At 44.1% G+C, this 20,114-nt stretch carries 17 protein-coding genes; 9 read left to right on the top strand and 8 right to left on the bottom strand.

The genetic code is table 11. The features are described from left to right. Positions 1-50: 50 nt before the first annotated feature. Positions 51-1,361: a branched-chain amino acid transport system II carrier protein gene (gene brnQ, locus CW749_RS11905; protein ID WP_101112355.1), complete on the bottom strand. Its 1,311-nt coding sequence runs from the start codon at positions 1,359-1,361 to the stop codon at positions 51-53. Between the two features lie 284 nt (positions 1,362-1,645). Here brnQ and CW749_RS11910 point away from each other — a divergent pair, with 284 nt between their 5' ends. After that, positions 1,646-2,359, top strand: coding sequence for a methyltransferase (locus CW749_RS11910; protein ID WP_101112356.1), 714 nt, complete (start codon positions 1,646-1,648; stop codon positions 2,357-2,359). A 90-nt stretch (positions 2,360-2,449) separates the two neighbouring features. Next, a complete protein-coding gene (srmB, locus tag CW749_RS11915; protein ID WP_101112357.1) occupies positions 2,450-3,679 on the top strand; it encodes an ATP-dependent RNA helicase SrmB in 1,230 nt (409 codons plus the stop codon). A gap of 82 nt (positions 3,680-3,761) precedes the next feature. Here srmB and CW749_RS11920 read toward each other — a convergent pair whose 3' ends face one another. Further along, positions 3,762-4,625 (bottom strand): MurR/RpiR family transcriptional regulator, encoded by an 864-nt coding sequence (locus CW749_RS11920; protein ID WP_101112358.1) that lies wholly within the window; start codon positions 4,623-4,625, stop codon positions 3,762-3,764. 547 nt (positions 4,626-5,172) lie between these two features. Here CW749_RS11920 and CW749_RS11925 point away from each other — a divergent pair. The 4 genes from CW749_RS11925 (at position 5,173) to CW749_RS11940 (ending at position 9,195) form a co-directional block, all read left to right on the top strand. Further along, entirely contained in the window at positions 5,173-5,697 is a 525-nt protein-coding gene (locus tag CW749_RS11925; protein WP_101112359.1) for a TRAP transporter small permease, read from the top strand. Next, on the top strand, positions 5,691-6,968 hold the full coding sequence (locus tag CW749_RS11930; RefSeq protein ID WP_101112360.1) for a TRAP transporter large permease: 1,278 nt from the start codon (positions 5,691-5,693) through the stop codon (positions 6,966-6,968). Before CW749_RS11925 ends, CW749_RS11930 begins: the two co-directional genes overlap by 7 nt. A 66-nt stretch (positions 6,969-7,034) precedes the next feature. Further along, positions 7,035-8,087, top strand: coding sequence for a DctP family TRAP transporter solute-binding subunit (locus CW749_RS11935; protein ID WP_101112361.1), 1,053 nt, complete (start codon positions 7,035-7,037; stop codon positions 8,085-8,087). A gap of 166 nt (positions 8,088-8,253) precedes the next feature. Beyond that, complete coding sequence (locus CW749_RS11940; protein ID WP_101112362.1) at positions 8,254-9,195, top strand: hypothetical protein; 942 nt, start codon at positions 8,254-8,256, stop codon at positions 9,193-9,195. 101 nt (positions 9,196-9,296) lie between these two features. Here CW749_RS11940 and ugpC read toward each other — a convergent pair whose 3' ends face one another. The 4 genes from ugpC to CW749_RS11960 all read right to left on the bottom strand — a co-directional run bounded on the left by ugpC (position 9,297) and on the right by CW749_RS11960 (position 13,510). Continuing rightward, positions 9,297-10,409, bottom strand: coding sequence for a sn-glycerol-3-phosphate ABC transporter ATP-binding protein UgpC (gene ugpC, locus CW749_RS11945; RefSeq protein ID WP_101112363.1), 1,113 nt, complete (start codon positions 10,407-10,409; stop codon positions 9,297-9,299). Between the two features lie 2 nt (positions 10,410-10,411). Beyond that, positions 10,412-11,254, bottom strand: a complete 843-nt coding sequence (locus CW749_RS11950) for a carbohydrate ABC transporter permease (protein WP_101112364.1) — start codon at positions 11,252-11,254, stop codon at positions 10,412-10,414. An 8-nt stretch (positions 11,255-11,262) separates the two neighbouring features. After that, positions 11,263-12,195, bottom strand: coding sequence for a sugar ABC transporter permease (locus CW749_RS11955; protein ID WP_101112365.1), 933 nt, complete (start codon positions 12,193-12,195; stop codon positions 11,263-11,265). Positions 12,196-12,295: 100 nt separating this feature from the next. Next, a complete protein-coding gene (locus tag CW749_RS11960; protein ID WP_101112366.1) occupies positions 12,296-13,510 on the bottom strand; it encodes an extracellular solute-binding protein in 1,215 nt (404 codons plus the stop codon). A 237-nt stretch (positions 13,511-13,747) separates the two neighbouring features. Between CW749_RS11960 and CW749_RS11965 the strand changes: the two genes are divergently transcribed. Together CW749_RS11965 and CW749_RS11970 are read left to right on the top strand one after the other, a co-directional pair. Then, on the top strand, positions 13,748-14,821 hold the full coding sequence (locus CW749_RS11965; protein ID WP_101112367.1) for an ROK family transcriptional regulator: 1,074 nt from the start codon (positions 13,748-13,750) through the stop codon (positions 14,819-14,821). Between the two features lie 11 nt (positions 14,822-14,832). Continuing rightward, entirely contained in the window at positions 14,833-16,605 is a 1,773-nt protein-coding gene (locus CW749_RS11970; protein ID WP_101112368.1) for a family 20 glycosylhydrolase, read from the top strand. A 116-nt stretch (positions 16,606-16,721) separates the two neighbouring features. On the opposite strand, the gene yaaA is transcribed toward CW749_RS11970, so the two are convergent. Continuing rightward, positions 16,722-17,498, bottom strand: a complete 777-nt coding sequence (yaaA, locus tag CW749_RS11975) for a peroxide stress protein YaaA (RefSeq protein WP_101112369.1) — start codon at positions 17,496-17,498, stop codon at positions 16,722-16,724. Positions 17,499-17,619: 121 nt separating this feature from the next. After that, complete coding sequence (locus tag CW749_RS11980; RefSeq protein WP_101112370.1) at positions 17,620-19,074, bottom strand: sodium:alanine symporter family protein; 1,455 nt, start codon at positions 19,072-19,074, stop codon at positions 17,620-17,622. A gap of 712 nt (positions 19,075-19,786) precedes the next feature. Here CW749_RS11980 and CW749_RS11985 point away from each other — a divergent pair. Next, positions 19,787-19,972 carry a DUF3545 family protein gene (locus CW749_RS11985; protein WP_101112371.1) on the top strand — a complete coding sequence of 62 codons (186 nt, stop codon included), beginning with the start codon at positions 19,787-19,789 and terminating at the stop codon, positions 19,970-19,972. Positions 19,973-20,114: the final 142 nt, after the last annotated feature.

Consider the following 20,114-nt stretch of genomic DNA (forward strand, 5'->3'; position numbering starts at 1 on the left):
GCTGATAAATATCAGCCCCTTATCATTTTTACGAACAACCCAACGATAATTTACGCTGTTTCTTCCGTCAGTGACTTGCGAGATGTTCCAATAAAGAACATACAGATAATGGCTGCAAACGTCGGCATTAACCACGCCATTCCCACTTCAAACAGCGGCAGCATATTAAACGCATTCACATTGATACCCGCTACTTTTGCTGCATCCAACAGTGCGAATACAAACGCAACCAAGACCACAATGCGATACGCCACTTCTGGGTTTGGCAGACGGTTACGAACAAACGCAAGTGCCACCAATGCAATGGCAACAGGGTAGAGTGCAAACAATACAGGAACCGACAGTGCAATCAGCTGGCTCAAACCTACGTTAGCCACGACAGCACATGCTACGCCAATGATCACAACCCACGCCTTATAGCTCACAGGTGTAACCGAACTAAAGTAATCTGAACAGGCTGAAATCAAGCCAATTGCTGTCGTCAAACACGCCAATAATACAATAACCGATAGAACCGTTTGACCCGAAGCACCAAACAGAGCTTGGACATACAGGCTCAAGATAACGCCACCGTTATCAGAACCCGCAGCAACGGTACCGCTGGTCGATCCTAAATAGAATAAAGACACGTAAACAAACGCTAAACCACCAGCAGCAATCACCGCTGCGCTGATCAAGTACTTCGTTGTTGGACGCGATTCAGTAATCCCCTTGCTACGAAGTGCATCGACAATCAGAATTCCGAACATCAACGCGCCAAACGTATCCATGGTGTTGTAGCCTTCAAGGAAACCCGTGATCAACGGCTGACTCACATAGTCGCCTTGAGCAGCAGACTGTACACCTTGAGGATCAACAAAAACGGACACTGCAAGTGTAATCAGACCAACAAACAGAACAGGCGTCAGTACTTTTCCGATCGTATCGATCAGTTTGCCTTGAGACCAAGCGAAAAACATCGCTACGGCAAAAAACAATACAGAGAAAGTCGTTAGATGAAGCTGTTGTGCATCAGCAAAAAATGGTTTCACTGCCATCTCATAAGCGACCAAACCAGTACGTGGGGCTGCAAATGCAGGGCCAATTATGATAAAGATAAGCACCACAATGAGTGTTGCTGCTTGTTTAGGCAAGTGCTTGGACAAGTGTTCCCAAGACCCACCAGCAACTGCAATAGCAATAATGGTGATCAAAGGTAGACCTACCGCAGTAAACAGGAATCCAGACATCGCTGGAATTAAGTTTTCGCCGGCCAATTGACCCGCTAGAGGAGGGAAAATAATGTTACCCGCTCCTAAAAAGAACGCAAAGAGCATGAAACCCAAAGCGATCACATCAGTTGATTTTAGTTTCTGACTCACTGAAAACCCTTATAATAATCTTGTGTTTGCAAATATTATGAAATTTTATTCTATAAATAAGGGGCGAATAATGAACAAAAGAGAGGTCAGAAACAAGAGTGTGATAAAAAACACAATAATAATTCGACTTTCATGCCTTTTTGCAGATATAAACACTATTAAATATTAATTAATCAGACCATATAACCATTCAAATTAATTACCCTTCTATTAACAAGAATTTAATATAATCCCTTTTTGATACACCTCTTAATCGCGTTAACTCGTTAAGTGAAAAGCAAAGTATGCGTACCAAAACCAAAGATTTTCAATTCAAACAATTCTCTATTTCCGGTGGTCACAGCGGTATGCCAGTGAGCACTGATGGCGTCATGCTTGGGGCATGGACCGCGCTTCCGAAAAGTGGATGTATATTGGATATCGGTACGGGCACTGGCTTGCTTTCTCTAATGTGCGCGCAACGCTCTGCAAGCCGCCTAGAAATTGTCGCTATCGAGCTTGAAGAAAATGCATTCAAAGCTGCTGCATATAACTTCAGTGAAAGCCCTTGGCACTCACGTTTAACGCTCATCCATGATGATGTACTCAATCACACCTTTTCACACCAGTTTGATTCGATCATCTGTAACCCTCCCTATTTCAATAATGGACAACAAGCGGACGATCGCTCTAGGGCTGATGCTCGTCATACGAATACTCTGGATCATGAAAGCTTACTGAACAAATGTCACTCCTTGCTCGTCACTCATGGCAACGCAAGTTTTATCTTGCCGTCAGTTGAAGGAGAAGCGTTCATCGACCTTGCTTTAAAATCAGGCTGGTATTTGCATTCTCGCTGCGATATTCAAACCACAGAACGCAAAGCCCCCACCCGGCTTATGTTGAGTTTGGCTAAGCTGCCTTGCAAAACGGTGCATTCAACGTTAATCATCAATCAAAATGGTCAATACAGCCCTGATTTTGTTGCGCTAACTCAGGACTTTTACTTGAAGATGTAAAAAGCTCATCAGAAAATACATTTTATCTAAACGCCGATGAGTATATAATTCGCGCCCAAATATTTATTCGCACGCTTGTGGAGACCCACTGTGATCAGAACTTTTGCTGAACTCGATTTAGATCCAAATTTGCTGGAGGCCATTGAAGAGATGGGGTATGAACGCCCAACTCAAATTCAGGCTGAAGCCATTCCACAAGCACTAGACGGTCGCGACATTTTAGCTTCTGCGCCTACTGGTACAGGTAAAACAGCTGCATTTGTCATTCCTGCGCTGCAATACCTACAAGACTTTCCGCGTCGTAAAGCCGGTCCAGCGCGAATTTTGATCCTGACTCCTACTCGCGAATTGGCAATGCAGGTTGCAGATCAAGCTAGAGCATTGGCGAAAAATACGAATTTAAAGATCTTCACCATCACGGGTGGTGTTCAGTACCAAGAACATGCCGACATCCTTTCCACTACTCAAGATATTGTTGTTGCGACACCAGGTCGTTTAATGGAATACATTGAAGCAGAACGTTTTGACTGTCGTGCTATTGAATGGTTGGTATTGGATGAAGCCGACCGCATGCTGGACATGGGTTTTGGCCCGACGGTTGATCGTTTGTCTTCAGAGTGTCGCTGGCGTAAACAATCCATGCTGTTTTCCGCGACCTTAGAGGGGCGTGGAGTTGAAGGCTTTACTGCCGATCTACTTAAAGAGCCCGCAGAACTGGATGCCGAACCTTCACGTCGCGAGCGCAAAAAAATTACTCAGTGGTATCACCGAGCCGATACCATGGAGCACAAATTAGCTCTCCTTAAGCACATCATAACTGAGCAAGCAGAGCGCTCCATTGTCTTTCTTAAAACACGTGATCGCCTTGCCGAGTTACGTGCGCACTTAGAAAGCGCGCAGATAAATTGCGCTTGGATCCAAGGTGAAATGCCACAAGATCGCCGCAACAATGCAATTCGCCGTTTCCGTGACGGTGAAGTTAATGTGCTTCTAGCCACTGACGTTGCGGCCCGCGGTATCGATTTACCCGATGTTTCTCATGTTATTAACTTCGACATGCCGCGAACTGCTGACGTATACCTTCACCGCATTGGGCGAACCGCTCGTGCTGGTAAAAAAGGAAACGCGCTCTCTATTGTTGAAGCACACGATCAACCAATGTTAGATCGCGTTGCTCGCTATACAAAAGAAGACATAAAAGAACGCTTTGTTGAGGGCTTGAGACCTCAGCATAAGAAGCCAACTTTTAAGAAGAAGAACAAAAAGAAAGCGGCAAAAAAAGCAGAAAAGAAAAAATCAGGTGTTAAAAAGAAAAAGTAATACTGTCAACGAACGACATTATTTTTGAAAGGGGTCGCTATGAGCGACCTCTTTTTGTTTTTGAATAGAAAGAAATACCCGTCTAATCGCCTAAAGGCTGCCTATCACCACCACCGCGATGCGAATCCAACGCAACTTTTAAGCGACGAAGGCGATCACGAGAACGGCGTTTATGGCTGACGGCTAACTCCATAGAAAGCACATCCACCAGTGCCAACATGGCGTAGCGAGAAGCTGAAGGTTTGTATATAAAATCCGTTTCCTGCGTAACAATAGGCAAAACGATATCGCAGACTTTCGACAGTGGGCTTCCACTGCTCGTGATTCCAATAACCTTCACTCCATATTGCTTGGCGGTCTCAGCCACCTCAATAATCGCTGGCGTATACCCTGTCACCGACATCACTATCAACAAGTCATTACTATCAGCAGTCGCGGCAACCATCCGTGCGAGCAACCCATCATTGTAAGCAGTCACAGGATATCCCAGGCGAAACAGCCGATGTTGGAATTCTTGTGCGACCATAGTAGAACCGCCCCCCATCCCTATTGCTAATGTCTGACGGGCTCCATGGATCCACTCAGCACATTGGCGGATATCCTCTTCATTGATCACTTTGCGGTTCATATCCATTGTATGCTTTATGGATTCATAAACACCTTGCATACCGGTCTGATCAATAGGCTCATCAATAAAACGTTGCCCAACAGCTAAAGACTGCGCCAGTTTAATTTTCAAATCACGCACATTACGACATTCGACGGCTTTGGCAAACCGTGTAATGGTCGCTTCACTCACGTTGGCTTGTTGTGCCATCTCGGTAATACTGGCATTCGCCGCCGACGATAGATCATCAGCAATGTAATTGGCGACTTTCTTTTCAGCGTCTCGTAGGCTGGAATAACGTTCGCTGATTTTAGAAAGAATATCGATATCCACAGACACGTAACGTTCTCACTTTTATTGATTGCTCAGGATCGTTGATCCTAACATTTTATTAGTTAGATATTTTCTAACAGAATTGAACATCTTGCCATACTCTACCGATGCTCAATGAGCGCTAGGTCACTAAATAGCCTTACTCGGACCATCAGAATTATTACATTTCAAAAAAGCAAAAATCACACGCTAAATCCAATTTTATTCATAATAATTAATAAATTAAAAATATCCCCTATAAACTCGTCAAATTTTAATTTGTGATGTTAATCAAATAATCAGACTTAATGTATGTCCTGTTACTTTTTTGAAATCATGGCAACCCGTCGTTATTTATCAACCAAAAAACAACGAATTACAACATGATAGTTTCAACACTACAGATCAAAGAATTGAATACAAATCTTTTACTTTCAAACAGTTAAGCCATAACAACCATCAATGTTAGAAACTATCATAAATGTGATCTTTTTATCAGTTATAAACAATCATCGTCGCTACATTAACTTTCGAGCAAATCAAGAACTCTACTTGCAGATCGAAAGGAGTCGTCATGCAGAAGTCTGTCATTTCAAGCATCAAACATAAGCTCAATAAAGCCAACCAATTCGCTGTAGGCATTCTTACCCTATTGCTCATATTGGACGTGTGGATCGGGGTGCTTGATCGCTACGTTTTCCAATGGCAATTGGTGTGGGTTGAAGAACTGGCACGTTACATCATGATTTGGGCAATCTTAATGGCAGTTCCTTGCTGTACTGCAGGGCGAGAACATATGGGCTTGGAATTTGTGGTTCGTCGATTCCCTGAACATGTGAGAATTCTTATTCATCGAGTATTGGGGCTTTTAACCTGCGCATTCTTTTTCTATATCGCTTATCTCGGCTACTTCTTTGCTATGAAAGGAGCCAATCAACTCTCAACTGTTTTCTCTCTTCCCATGTCCTATGCCTATGCTGCGGTCCCCGTAACCTTTTTCCTCTCTGGATTCCAAGCGTTACTCGTGTGGTTAGAGGATTGCTTAGGTTCTGACAATACGCCGAGTGGCACATCTACTCAGGAGGAAGAAGCATGTTGATTGGTGGGCTGTTTCTCTTATTGATGTTACTTGGTGCTCCTATCGCCATCGCTCTTGGTGTGGCGGGTATCACAGGAATGTTTGATGTCGGCGGCGCACACTTTGCTTCCTTGGCACCAAGCAAAATTTTTAACGGCTTAAACATTTTCCCTTTTCTTGCGATGCCGTTTTTCATTCTTGCTGGTGAAATTATGAATTTCACTGGTATCACAAATCGACTGGTGTATTTGGCAGAAGCCCTTGTTGGACATTTTCGTGGTGGGCTTGCTCACTCCAATATGGTTGCATCGGTTTTCTTTTCTGGCATAACAGGGAGTGCCACTGCCGATGCCGCGGCATTTGGTCGAACTCTTGTGCCAGCTATGGAAAAACAAGGTTATAGCCGGTCGTATGCTTGTGCGGTTACTGCTGCGGGTTCCATTATCGGACCAACTATCCCCCCCTCCGGTTTAATGGTGGTGTATGGATCACTTATGGGGGTTTCCATTGGAGGCCTTTTTGCTACAGGCATATTACCAGGGTTATTGGTGTGCTTAGTCTGCATGGCCATTATTGCCGCCATGGGAAAACGTAAAAATTTACCTAAAATGAGCGAGAAAGCCTCGCTGAAGGAAGTGCTTGTTCACTTTAGACAGTCTTCTCTAGCGCTGCTTATGCCGCTGATCATTTTGGGTGGTATCGTATTTGGTATTGTCACGCCAACAGAAGCGGCATCCATAGCCGTGGCTTACGCAATGATCATCGGTTTCTTCATCTATCGAAATCTGACGTTTCCAGCACTGTTTCAAATGGTGATCCGCACTGCACAGATTTCGGCGGTGATTTACCTCATCATTGGGTCGGCATCCATTCTTGGTTGGTGGCTGAGTTTCAATCAAATCCCCCAGATGATTGCCGATTTCTTTATCTCGCTGTCTGATAACCCTCACATCATCCTGTTCTTGATCATCAGCTTGCTTTTGGTGGTGGGAATGCTGATGGATATTAACGTTATGTTGATCATCCTCGCGCCTATTTTGGTACCACTCACTGCGGAAATAGGGATGCATCCTCTTCATGCTGGCATCGTGTTTGTGTTGGCTCTCAATATATCGCTGATGACACCGCCAATAGGGGCATGTCTATTCGTGCTTTCTTCCGTTACCGGTGCTCGTATTGAAGGAATAGCCAAAGAGCTAATGCCTTTCTTAATTGGACAGCTGCTATTGCTGTTCACTATCGCTTACTTCCCAGACTTGGTGCTGTTTATACCAAGGCTGCTTGGGTATTGATCCGCTACACGAACAACCCGAAACAAAAACAACCTGCTACAAAAACAACACATTAAAGGAGTAATGATGAAAAATTTGTCGAAAACTTTCCTTGCTGCAACGCTGGCCGTCAGTATGGTTACTGCACCTTACGCCATGGCTACCAAGGTGTTACGAATTGGTCACGATAATAAAGCTGACATTATGGAAAACCCAGCGCACGCTTTTACGGGAGTGTTTAAAAACATTGTCGAAACTGCATCAAATGGCGAAATAAAAGTTCAAGTATTCCCGAGCAACCAATTGGGTAGCGCGAAGGAGCACATACAAATGGTTAAGGATGGGCAGCTTCAAGGAACACTCTCATCCGTTGGTGCACTTGCAGGGTATTATCCACGTATTGGTGTTTTGGATGTGCCATTTGCTTTTAACAACAATGCCGCAACGTATGACGTGCTTGATGGTCCTTTTGGCAAGGCACTCGCATCCGATATTGAATCAGAAATAAAAGATGTACGAGTACTTGGTTTTCCAGATACAGGCGGCTTTTTCTCTGTCACCAACTCGAAGCGCGCCTTGACCTCTTTGGATGATTTTAAAGGGTTGCGCATTCGAACAATGACGTTGCCGACTCACCAAAAAATCATTCAATCTTTAGGAGCGCAAGCCTACCCTCTTTCTTGGGGAGAGGTGTATTCCTCTTTACAAACTGGCGTAATAGATGGGCAAATGAACCCCATTCCAACCGTGTCATTCGCAAAATTCAATGAAGTACAAAAGTACCTGACCTTAACGAATCACCTATTCGCACCGTACACCTTTATGATCAATCGCGATTTCTTTGATGGCTTGTCTGCCAATGAACAAAAAATCGTGCGCGATGCCGTGCAAATTGCATTAAGCGCTAACCGAGGATTGTCTCGACTAATAGAAGCGTCAGAAGATCGTGGTTTGGAAGGTCTGAAGAAAAAAATGAAAGTAAACTCTTTAACCGATGAACAACGCCAGAAAATGCGCGATGTTACTCAACCAACCATCAAAGCATACATTAAAGAGACACATGGCAAGAAAGGAGAAGAATTGCTGAACCTCTTCTTAAAAGAAGTGGATTCTGCTAACCAATCGGCTTACCTTCAGTAATCTAATCTGTGCATATTAAGTTTCCACCAAAGCTTAATATGCATTTGATTTTATATTGATCGCATTTCTTTTTACCACTTCCAGTAATTTACTGTGAAGTCGTCTCAGTATCCTCACAATGGCAATAATCAAAAGATTTTAAAACCAAAGCTGTTGGAGGTAATTTTTGAAAACATTGAAAGCCCTACTTATCACCGCGCTGGTCAGCGTTAGTTTTTCCAGTCTAGCCACACCAGAATTGACATTTCTCAGCGCCAAACAGTCAGCAAAAGAACTCGGAAAAAATGATGCATTCATGCGCCGCCTGAGCCAGTTTGATATGGAAGCGCGCATGAAAACCGAAGACCACATCATTAAGCCGGAGTTTCGCCGTTTCGTGAGAGCAAATACGCTCGATTGGACAGAGGAGGACAAAGCCAAGGTACAAGACGTCTACGCCAATTTACAAAAAGAGTTATCGAAATACCCCTTGGATTTGCCAAAAGAAATCAAAATGATTTTAACGACGGGAAAAGAAGAAGGCACAGCAGCGTATACCCGTGGGAAAGCCATTATTTTGCAGCGCAACAAACTCGAACTTGGTATCGAGCTAAAGCGCATCATGGCTCATGAAATTTTCCATATCTATACTCGCCTAAATTCGGCGAAAAAGGACGAACTTTACCAAAGTATCGGATTTCAACATGTGGGCGAAATTGAATTTCCCGATGACTTGGAAGACAGAAAAATCACTAACCCTGATGCGCCCGTAAACGACTATGCCATTAAAGTTGGATTGAACAACGAGCAAGTATGGGCAATGCCAATCTTGTATTCGGTTTCTGAAAAATACGATCTGAAAAAAGGCGGTGAGTTCTTCAATTATCTGCAATTCAAATTTTTGGTGGTGGCAGATAAAAACGGTGAATGGACATACGACGACGATGAACCCGTGATCGTTGATCGCGCAAAGCTAACAGGCTTTTTTGAACAAGTCGGTACCAACACCAACTACATTATTCACCCCGAAGAAATCTTGGCGGATAACTTTGCACTGCTGATGTTACGCTCACCTGTAGTGAATTCACCAGAAGTGATTGAACGCATGAAGGCGATTTTAAGCCAGTAGCGTGCGCTAAAAGAAGCTGGTAAAGCTATCACTTTGAAATAAACACAACAAAGCCGCTATCAATGAGCGGCTTTGTTTTTGGTTGATTCCAAATAATCTGGCTATTTGACCAAAGGCAGTGCTTGCTGGTCGATATCGAAAAGATGGCAATACTGCTCTCTAAGTTCGATATGCAGAATCTGCCCATTATCCAGTTTGTGCGATACCGCTTCTTCACCATCCAACATCAGACTCAGCTTTTCTATATCACCTGAGTAGCAATGAACGTAAGAAACTGCCCCTAAATATTCAGCCACATTAATCGTCATTGGCACAATACATCGCCCTTCTTCTACCGCCTCTTTTACAACTAAATGTTCAGGACGAATACCCAAGGTGATTTTATCGCCAGACGCTAAATGAGCACCATTTCTTGGTAAAGTCAGGCGATAACGATCTGCAATACTGACTGTCGTTTGTGTCTCACTGGATTCCAGCACAGTAACAGGGATGAAGTTCATTTTAGGAGAACCAATGAACCCAGCAACAAACTGGTTTTTAGGATGATAATAAAGCTCAAGCGGCGACCCTACTTGCTCTACGCTGCCATCACGAAGCACCACAATCTTGTCGGCTAGCGTCATTGCTTCAACCTGATCGTGGGTAACATAAACCATACTGGTTGCCAGAGTACGGTGCAGCTCTGCAATTTGAATCCGCATATCTACCCGAAGTTCAGCATCTAAGTTAGAAAGAGGCTCATCAAACAAAAATAACTTAGGGTTGCGCACAATCGCACGCCCAATCGCTACCCTTTGACGCTGACCGCCCGATAGCTCTTTAGGTAAGCGGTCAAACAGTTGGTCGAGCTTTAGCATCTTCCCTGCATGATTCACTTTCTTGGTGATCTCTTCCTTTGGGCGTTTATCTATCGAGAGGGCAAAAGACATATTCTCTCGTACCGTCATTTGCGGATACAGCGCATAGGATTGGAACACCATAGCAATTTCACGATCCGCAGGTGCTTCATCGGTAACATCCCTGTCATCGATGAATATCTCGCCGGAAGTCGGTTCTTCCAACCCTGAGATCATACGAAGCAAGGTCGATTTACCACAGCCGGAGGGTCCAACAAAAGTCACAAATTCTTTGTCATTGATTTCAAGGTCGATGCCTTTAAGAACATCCACTTTGCCGTAAGATTTCTTGATGTTTTTTAGTACTACGTGAGCCATGGTTATTCCTTAATTCCACCTTGAGTCAGACCTTGAATAAAGGCTTTGGATGCCAGCAAAAATGCGATAAGTGTAGGTGCCATCATGATGATCAAACCTGCGAACATCATATGCCACTGAATGGCAAATTCATTTTGAAACTCTTGTAAGCCAAGCGTTAACGGATACAAGTCCCTATCTTGTAAGAACAATAGAGGGAAGATGTATTCATTCCACGCACTCACAAACGACAGCAATGCTACCGTCGCAATCGCAGGCTTAACCAATGGCAACACAATGCGCCAGTAGATTTGGAAAGGCAAAGCGCCATCCACCCGCGCTGCCTGTTCTATTTCAGGCGACAGGTTTTTGAAGAAAGTACTGAGTATGAAAACCGCGACAGGCATCATACTTGCTGCTTGAACTAAGATAATACCGAGTAAAGAGTTTAAAAGATCCAAGCTCTGAACTACGACAAACAACGGCGCCATAGCCAAACGCAGAGGAACAATAACACCCAGCATAAATAGTATAAAAATCAGCCTATTGCCTTTAAATTGTACTCGCGCAAGTACAAACGCCACCATAGTGCTAAATGCAACAGCAAGTACGACTGTGCCTAGGCTGATAATCAGTGAATTTAAAAAGTAGCTGCTGAAATTCGCTTGCTCCCAAGCACTGAGGTAATTTTCAAAATGCCATTCTTGTGGCATGCCAAATGGCGAGCGGATCACCTGCCCTAGATTTCCTTTCACCGAGTTAATAAAAGCCAAGCCAAAAGGAAGTGCGACAATCAGAGCCCATGTCAGTAATAAGAACTGAACCACCACCTGCTCTAAGGGTTTGAGTTTGAATATACGTTCCATGACTTTCCCTATCGATTACGCATGTTTCTAAGTGCCAAATAGATCGTTGCTGGCAAAATCAAAACAGAAATCACCATGCCGATGGCGGCAGCCATACCAAGATCAGCCGTTCCCGAACCACCACTGGTTCCAAATGCGGTTCGATACTGGAATGTGCCCATGATGTCTGTTGAGTAATAAGGTCCGGCATCGGGTCCCATGAGAATCAAGACATACTCAGCGTTATTGAACACATCAACCATGGTCAAAATCGTAATAAGGACAAACGCAGGCGCCAAAACAGGAAACACAACATGTCGAATACACTGCCAGCGGCTTGCACCATCCAATACTGCTGCTTCTAGCAAGTCGGAGCGAACGCCAAGAATCGCAGAGAGAATCAACATGATTGAGAACCCTAGCTTCTGCCAAGATTGGAATAATGCAATGGTTGGAAGCGCCGTACTTTCATCCCCTAAAAACATTAGAGGTGCAGAAATCAAATCCCAATTCATTAATAACTGGTTCAGCGGTCCACGCACGTCTACCACGAGTTGCCCTAAGAAGGCGACAGCGACAGCAGCCAAGGGATAAGGCATAAAGAACAGAAGTTTGTAGCCAGATTTTCCTGCCGTATTCCAACTCAATACCAGCGCAAAAGCCGTTCCCAATAAAAGAAACACAGAGATACAAATAGCGAAGAACAATACGGTTTGGTAAAACGCATTCCAAAGCTGGGTACTCATGTAGTCATCAGTTAACAGCTTGGTAAAATTATCAAATCCAACAAAAGTGGCCGGTCCTATGCCTGGCCAATCAAAAAAGGACAGCACTAATGTGCCGAACAGGGGCAAAAGGTTAAATACCCCATACAACAAGCAGCCTGGAATCAGTAACAACATGTACTGAATCTTTTCTTTCTGCTTGAAGCTCAATCCTTTGGGGCGGGAAAACTCGGTCATACTGACTCCAGCGGTATGGGTATATGGGCGACCTGTATATTCAGGTCGCCGTCTTTCTTTTTGTTTTTACGTTTTTCTTTTTGCTATGACAGAAAGGTCATTACAGATTTTTGGCTTTGAAGCCTTTTTCAATTTCTTCAGACAACCCTTTACTGTCAACTTTACCAGCTAAGAATTTCTGGAACGCAGGACCGACAACTTCTTCATACTGAACGTTGAATGGACCTTTCCAAGTCAAGTGCGCTTGCGCTTGGTTGGATACAAAAGTCGCGGCTTCAGCCTGATGCGCTCCTTCGTACTGAATGCCAGATGCATAGGTAGATAGTTCACCTACGTGATCGGCGAACAACTGCGCAAACTCTTTAGTTGCTGTGTACGCTAACAATTTGTCTGCTGCAGCTTTCTTAGCACTATTGGCATTAACTAAATACGCGCCATCAGCAAAAGCATAGACTTTACCTCCAGCGCCTGGGACTGGCATAAGACCCAAATTCGCATCTGGATTGGTCTGAGCAATGGTTGATAGTGGAGATGTTGACCATAAGCCATCAATAATCATGGCTGAATCGCCTAAAGCCACATTCGCACGCATACCGTTATAATCTTGCGCTGCTGCTGAAGGGTTGATGTACGGCTTCCACGTTGCGAAGGTGTCCACAACTTTTTGATAGCCGCTAGCAGTAAACGGTTCATCACGTGTTGCAACTTTTGCCATACCGTCGCCAGACAATCCCGCTTCAAGACCTGCACTCATCATGGCCAAAGCCCAACCAGCTCGTCCCGGTACTTCAAGCGGTGTAACACCTGCCGCTTTCAGTGTTTTCATGACTTGCTCAAATTCGTCGAGTGATTGAGGTTCTTTGATATTGTGCTTATCAAAAATATCTTTGTTATAGATAATTTGCACAGTTTGAACGGCAAATGGTACACCGTAAACCTTACCATCCGAGCCTGTCGCTGCACCCAGTGTTGCTGGAGAAATTCCAGATAGATCCACATCGCTACTAACCGGCTTAATCACATCCGCCTTTGCGTATTGATCAATAAAGGAAGCACCAGGACGACCTTGGAATAAATCCGGGCCACCATCACTTTGCAAACCAAGACGAAGACGGGAGTTGTAATCCACACCTTTAAAGACCTCAACCTTAACGTTGATGTCTTTCATATTCTTAGATACAGCTTCCCATAGAGGACGCTCCTGTTTGCGCCATGTCCATATGGTTAGGGTTTCTTCTGCAATTGCAGAAATAGGTAAAGCGACGGTAAACGCGGTTAATGCGACCAGTGCTTTAACTCCTTTCTTAAACTTCATTGTTTTATCCTCTAGTTAGTTTACAGGGGAAACTAACCATATAATCTAGGCTATTTTTTGCTCGACACAACGATCATGATCACAAATAAGTAACAAAATTATCAATGAAAAATAAGAAAAGATACATCGATCATACTTCAAATGAATAGATTGGAACGCTTAATTTTTGTTCTTGAATAGTCATATTGAAGTCGCTATAAAGGATATTATTAATTAGTTTCCACAATCAACTTAACTATGAAGCCAAGCCAAAACAGTAAGATTGTCAACTTATCCAGAGTCATCGATAGCATCTGGCGTCATAACCGAATTTCACGGGTAGAAGTCGCAGAACAACTCGGGCTGGATAAATCCACCATTACTAAAATTGTAGGGTTGCTGACGGAAAAGAATCTGATTTCAGAAGTCACAGCTAAACCTTCCAATAGCAAAGGTGGGCGACCGAAGGTATCACTTTCTCTCAATTCAGATATTGGTGTTTTGGTTGGTATTGAGCTCACCGATAGTGTGATTAACGTTTCGGTAGTGAATGTGGATTGCCTAATTGTTTATCGCACCATTATCCCGTTCCAGCCCAAGCGAGGTGTCATTTCCGAAATCGCCCATGTGCTAACACCTGTACTTCGAGAAATAGAAGATAAGTTCCATAAAATTCTCGCCATTGGTATCGGGTTACCTGGCTTGGTGGATCCGGAGAGCGGGCAGGTGTCGCTGTCTAATGCGCTCGAAATATATAAGCCACTTGCGTTGGTGGATAAACTCCGCCAAATATTTGCGTATCCGATCTTCATTGACAACGATGCCAACTGCGCCGCTTGGGGGGAAATGATGCAAACACGTCGTGAGCCCACGACCAATTTTATCTATGTTCTGTTTACCTCTCACCATCGCCACACCGACTCTGAGCATTTAGGGATTGGTTTGGGGTTCGTGTTGAACGACAAGCTTTTCTATGGCGATGATTTTTCAGCGGGTCAATACAAAAGTGAACTGGTACATGGAACAGAATCTGCCGATTTGTCCCTGATCCTTCAAGAGTTTGCGTCTTCACTTGTCATCATGGGGCGCTTGATGAACATCCATAACGTCATTATTGGTGGCGAAGCCCAACGCTATGGTGCCAATCTTGTAGCCAATATTGATCAGAAACTTGCCAACACGGACGGTCCTAAAACGTGGGATCCCTGCATTAGTTTTTCCACCTTAGGTACTCAAGCTGTCTCGGCTGGAGCCGCAGCAATGGCGTGGCAGAAACTTATCACTCAAGATATCGCGCTGTTTAGCGTGCTGCCTTCTGATAGTCGTATTTAACTGAGGTCCATATGGCAGAATTTTGCCCAACACTGTTTCCTGAACCAAAGTCGATTCAGTTTCTTGATGGCGATCCATTATTTATACCTGGATTAACACGAGGCATGATACCTCGCGTTCAAGGTGAGCGAATCTCATCGCCACAAGTTGAATACCAATACCATCGTGAGTTTACCGAACAATCTTTTGGCATTGAGATCCGAAAGGATGTTTTGTTGATCAAGCACTGCGATGAACTGGGCATTCTGTACGCTCACCACATCATGGCTCAATTGGTTTGCCAGTGCTCTTCGTCATTGCCACAACTGGTCCTTTTCGATAAACCCGATTTCTCGCAACGCGGCGTGATTCTAGATGTGAGTCGAGATAAGATCCCAACGATGGACACCTTATTCGAGCTTATCGATTACTGGTCATCACTCAGAATCAACCAACTGCAGTTCTATACTGAACATGCTTTTTCATACCAGCTGCACCACAAAGTTTGGCAAGACTATGACCCTCTCACACCCGAACAAATACGCGCGTTGGATTACTATTGTAAAACCAAGGGCATCGAGTTAATTCCTAATCAAGCAACGTTTGGGCACATGGAAAAATGGCTCTGCCATCCGGAATACACGCATTTGGCAGAACAAACTTCAGGCTTTTATGACCAACGTGGCGACTTTCGCCCGGAATCCTTTGGATTAAATCCCGAAAACCCGGATGTTCCAAAATTCATTGCCGAATTATTTGACGAGTTGTTGCCTAACTTTTCCAGTAAAACGCTGAACATCAATTTTGATGAAACCATGGACTTAGGGGTCGATGGCAGTAAACAAGCGTGTGAGACTTTAGGACAAGGGCAAGTTTATTTGAACTACCTAACCAAGGTGTTAACGATTGCCAGTGAACGGGGAATGTACTGCCAGATATTCAGTGACATGCTGTTTCGATACCCTGAAATCCTTCCTCACCTTCCCAAAGAATTGGAGCTGCTCAATTGGGGCTATGAAGAAAATCACCCTTACGATGAAGAACACGCAAAGCTCGCTGAATTTGGTTACCCGTTTCAGGTGGTGGTTTCAACGAATACCTTTGCATCCGTTGCGGGTCGCTGGCAGGCAGCGAAAATTCACATGCGCCGTGCAGCTATTTCCGCCAAAAAGTTTGGAGGGCATGGATATCAGATATCAGAATGGGGGGATATGGGACATGCTCAACAGTTTTCCACCTCGTTACCAGCCTATGCGTTTGGCGCTGCAGTTGCTTGGGGAGAGAAACAAAACATTGATGTAGATATTCGTTATGTGCTCACCACCTTTTGGGGAAAAGAGTATTCCGATTTGACAGACACGTTACTGCAACTTCAAGACGCGTACAGTGATTCTGGTGTATCGACACCAAACTGCGCATTTTATGGACCGTTTGTGTTTGACCAGAAATCACGTCGCCATATACGAAGAGCAGAGCTGATAGATGAGCAAAAGATCAGGCAGAGCATCGCCCAATTAGAAAGCACTGAAAAGCAAGTGAAGTCGGCAAACGAATCCGTGCTGAAACGAGAGATCCTCTGGACGATAAAAACAATGAAATTGGCGAGCCATATCGCCATCGGTTACATTCAAAACCAATGCCGAGAAGTGGAAGACTTCCCTGCCTCGCTTAAAAGGCAATTGGTTCTTCAAGTCGCTGAAATTGAAAGTGAGTACGCCATCTTGTGGCAAGAGAAATATCGCCTTGGTGGTTGTAAGCAGAGCATGTCTCGCCTGCAATATCTGCGACAATTGCTTTCACGATAATACTGCCCAATATCCCCCACCCAATAACTAAAACCAAAAACGCCAGCACATTTCTGTGCTGGCGTTTGATTTTGTTCGATCTCTATGCCTTTTTATCGCAGCGCAAGGTGTGTAGCCTAGTTTTGCTCTTCACGCTTGAACACTAACTTTGATGCTGTGGATTCCGCTTCAACAAAATAGTAACCCGCGGTATCAAATTGAGTTAACGCTTCAACCGAATCCACTTTATTCTGAATGATGTAACGAGCCATCATTCCACGCGCTTTTTTAGCAAAGAAGCTGATCACTTTGTAATTGCCATTTTTACAATCTTTGAAGACAGGGGTAATAACCGTGCCGTCCACATTCTTTGGCTTCACGGCTTTAAAGTATTCATTTGACGCTAGGTTGATAAGTACGTTGTCGCCCTGCTCTTTAAGCGCTTGGTTCACTTCATCAGTGATGATATTGCCCCAAAACTGATAGAGGTTAGTACCGCGCTCATTGGCAAGCTTAGTGCCCATCTCTAGTCGATATGGCTGCATCAGATCCAATGGCTTAAGCAAACCATACAAACCAGATAACATTCTCAAATGCGATTGCGCGTAATCGAACTCGTCTTCGGAAAACGTTTCCGCTTCCAACCCCGTGTATACATCACCTTTAAACGCCAAGATAGCTTGGCGCGCATTCTCAACAGTAAATGTCTCACTCCATTGTTCAAAACGCGCAGCGTTAAGCCCTGCAATTTTATCACTCACTTTCATCAAGCCTGAAATATCGGCAGGAGTAAGCTTACGGCATTCCTTGATCAGCTCGGCACTGTGTTCAACCAACGTAGGCTGGGTAAAGCGCTCTGTCGCTAATGGAGATTCGTAATCGAGTGTTTTTGCAGGTGATACAACGATAAGCATGACTTTTACTCTATTGGGCTGATTTTGTATTGTAAGCATATAAAAAAAGCCACGCTAAGTCAGCATGGCTTTTCCAATTGTATTGATTCGTGAAGTCTATTGGTTTTTTCTGTTCAAGATTTTAGTTTTTCTCAGGCTCAATATTCTGCTTAGACTTAGTATTGTCCCAGATGCCTTCTTCTAGTTGAGATTGCAACTCTGGGTAATCTTTCACATCAAACGTCGGCACTTTGCCCGCTTTCAATTGCTTGTTGTAATCCTTTGCCAGCTTCACCACGATGCCAGAAAGAAGCAAGATAGCGACAAGGTTGACGATTGCCATCAAACCCATTGATACGTCTGCTAAACCCCAAACGGTCGGCAATGTCGCTAACGAGCCAAACATAACCATACCTAGAACAATGATGCGGAAAAGAATCAGACCTTTCTTGCGGTTGTGTTCTAAGAAGATAAGGTTGGTTTCTGCATACGAGTAGTTGGCAATAATGGATGTGAAGGCGAAGAAGAAAATCGCCACTGCGACAAAGATACCGCCCCACTCACCGACTTGTGCACTCAATGCACGCTGAGTCAGTTCAATACCAGTAATTTCACCGTGTGGAACATATTCACCAGACATTAGGATAATGGCAACAGTCGCAGAACAGATAACCATGGTGTCCATAAATACACCAAGCATTTGTACGTAACCTTGCGAAGCTGGGTGCGGTGGGTATGGAGTCGCCGATGCAGCGGCATTTGGCGCAGAGCCCATACCCGCTTCATTCGAGAACAAACCACGCTTAATACCTTGAATCATAGCCTGTGCGATTGCGTAACCTAAGCCACCTGCTGCTGCTTCTTGTAAGCCAAACGCGCTTTTGAAAATCAGGCTAAATACCGCCGGTACTTTCTCTAGGTTGGTCAGCATCACAAACATGGCAAGCAAAAGGTACGCTAGCGCCATTACCGGTACGATCAACTCGGCTGTACGAGCAATCTTTCTCATGCCACCAAAAATAATGAATGCCGAGATAAGTACGAGTGCACCACCAACAAATTTAGGCTCTGTACCGAAAGCCGTTTGCATTGCACCTGCAATGGAATTGGCTTGTACAGCGTTGAATACCAATCCAAACGCAATGATCAGGAAAATGGAGAACAATACGCCCATCCAGCGCATTCCCAACCCTTTCTCCATGTAATAGGCAGGTCCACCTCGGTAGTTGCCATCGGCATCACGTGTTTTGTATAGCTGCGCCAGTGTGCTTTCAGCAAAAGACGTCGCCATACCTAGCATTGCAATCAACCACATCCAGAAGATCGCACCAGGGCCACCAGCTGTAAGTGCTACGGCGACACCGGCCATGTTACCCGTACCGACACGTGCTGCGAGCGAAGTACAAAGTGCTTGGAAAGAAGAAATGCCTGCTGCATCGGATTTACGGCTGTTCCGAAGAACGGAAAACATGTGACCAAAATGTCTGAACTGAATGAACCCAAGACGAAGGGTAAAATACACGCCCACGCCAACAAGTAAGTAAACTAGAATCGATCCCCAAAGAAGGTCGTTCATTAAATGAATTAAATCTGCCACGATAGCCTCGCATCGAGTTATGACAACAACACAGCTTCACGCCATGCTCCCTTGTTCAGTGCAGGAATAGAGGGGTACCCTCTTTGTTGTAGTTTTTAGCATTGCACTGACTCTCCGTTTTTTCACCGTGTTCGGTAGGAGAAATGTCGGAGTGATTATTTCGACCGCGGGGATAATGCAGACCTAAACGGCAAAAATCAATATGCACTTACATGCATTCATTTGTTATATTTCACTATTTTTGCACGATTTATTAACACAACAAACAACACTAACCGCACAACAGCCAAACAAAAATCCTAAAATTTCTTTACAAAAAAGCGTATCAACCTTCGGTCATTTTTTGTGTGCTACAAATGCAGCGTAACCCTTTGCCTAGCGAGCTTTACCGAATTTTTATGAGTGATTGTTCGTTCAACCCTTAACAATAATTTGCAACTTTGAAGAAAATACCTCTTTGATATTCATCTCAGCCCTTTTCAGGGTTGCTTCTTTAACATAATTAAATGTCAGAATTTTTCTTTATTTGATACTGATCGCTCATTTTTTATTCAAATATTTTCGCCGTAAATTGTGAAATTCCGCAGGGTTTCTCATAAAACCTTCATAAAAGAGAAACAAATGAGAAACACATCAAGGTTATTCTGCAAGCAATTATGTTACTTAAAAGGCTCCAATCGGAGTCTTTATAACAAAAAAAGAGAGGTCGCATATGGATGGCTTTCAACTCGAAGATATTATGGCTATGAATGGCCAGCAGACTCGCTCAACACGTTCGAAACCGGCTAAACGGAAATGGCGTGAGATAGAAGCGATTAAAGATCGACAACGCTTGCAACGCGAACTAATGGAAATGGATGTTTGTAACGAGTACGACCTAGATGACATCGACTTATAAATAAAGAGGCACCTATGGGTGCCTCAGACTGCTGACAAAGGTCTAGCCATCAGGCTAGACCTTTGATCTAATAGGGGTACTAGAATATGGATACTCCAACATGCTTCAAGAACCTTCTCCTCAACAGTACGAACTTGAAATG

This window comes from Vibrio sp. vnigr-6D03, assembly GCF_002835515.1.
Lineage (GTDB): Bacteria > Pseudomonadota > Gammaproteobacteria > Enterobacterales > Vibrionaceae > Vibrio > Vibrio penaeicida.

Coding starts and splice junctions, on each gene's coding strand:
- CW749_RS11910 (WP_101112356.1), top strand. CDS start 1,646: ATGCGTACCAAAACCAAAGATTTTCAATTCAAACAATTCTCTATTTCC.
- CW749_RS11925 (WP_101112359.1), top strand. CDS start 5,173: ATGCAGAAGTCTGTCATTTCAAGCATCAAACATAAGCTCAATAAAGCC.
- CW749_RS11930 (WP_101112360.1), top strand. CDS start 5,691: ATGTTGATTGGTGGGCTGTTTCTCTTATTGATGTTACTTGGTGCTCCT.
- CW749_RS11935 (WP_101112361.1), top strand. CDS start 7,035: ATGAAAAATTTGTCGAAAACTTTCCTTGCTGCAACGCTGGCCGTCAGT.
- ugpC (WP_101112363.1), bottom strand. CDS start 10,409: ATGGCTCACGTAGTACTAAAAAACATCAAGAAATCTTACGGCAAAGTG.
- CW749_RS11950 (WP_101112364.1), bottom strand. CDS start 11,254: ATGGAACGTATATTCAAACTCAAACCCTTAGAGCAGGTGGTGGTTCAG.
- CW749_RS11955 (WP_101112365.1), bottom strand. CDS start 12,195: ATGACCGAGTTTTCCCGCCCCAAAGGATTGAGCTTCAAGCAGAAAGAA.
- CW749_RS11960 (WP_101112366.1), bottom strand. CDS start 13,510: ATGAAGTTTAAGAAAGGAGTTAAAGCACTGGTCGCATTAACCGCGTTT.
- CW749_RS11965 (WP_101112367.1), top strand. CDS start 13,748: ATGAAGCCAAGCCAAAACAGTAAGATTGTCAACTTATCCAGAGTCATC.
- CW749_RS11970 (WP_101112368.1), top strand. CDS start 14,833: ATGGCAGAATTTTGCCCAACACTGTTTCCTGAACCAAAGTCGATTCAG.
- yaaA (WP_101112369.1), bottom strand. CDS start 17,498: ATGCTTATCGTTGTATCACCTGCAAAAACACTCGATTACGAATCTCCA.
- CW749_RS11985 (WP_101112371.1), top strand. CDS start 19,787: ATGGATGGCTTTCAACTCGAAGATATTATGGCTATGAATGGCCAGCAG.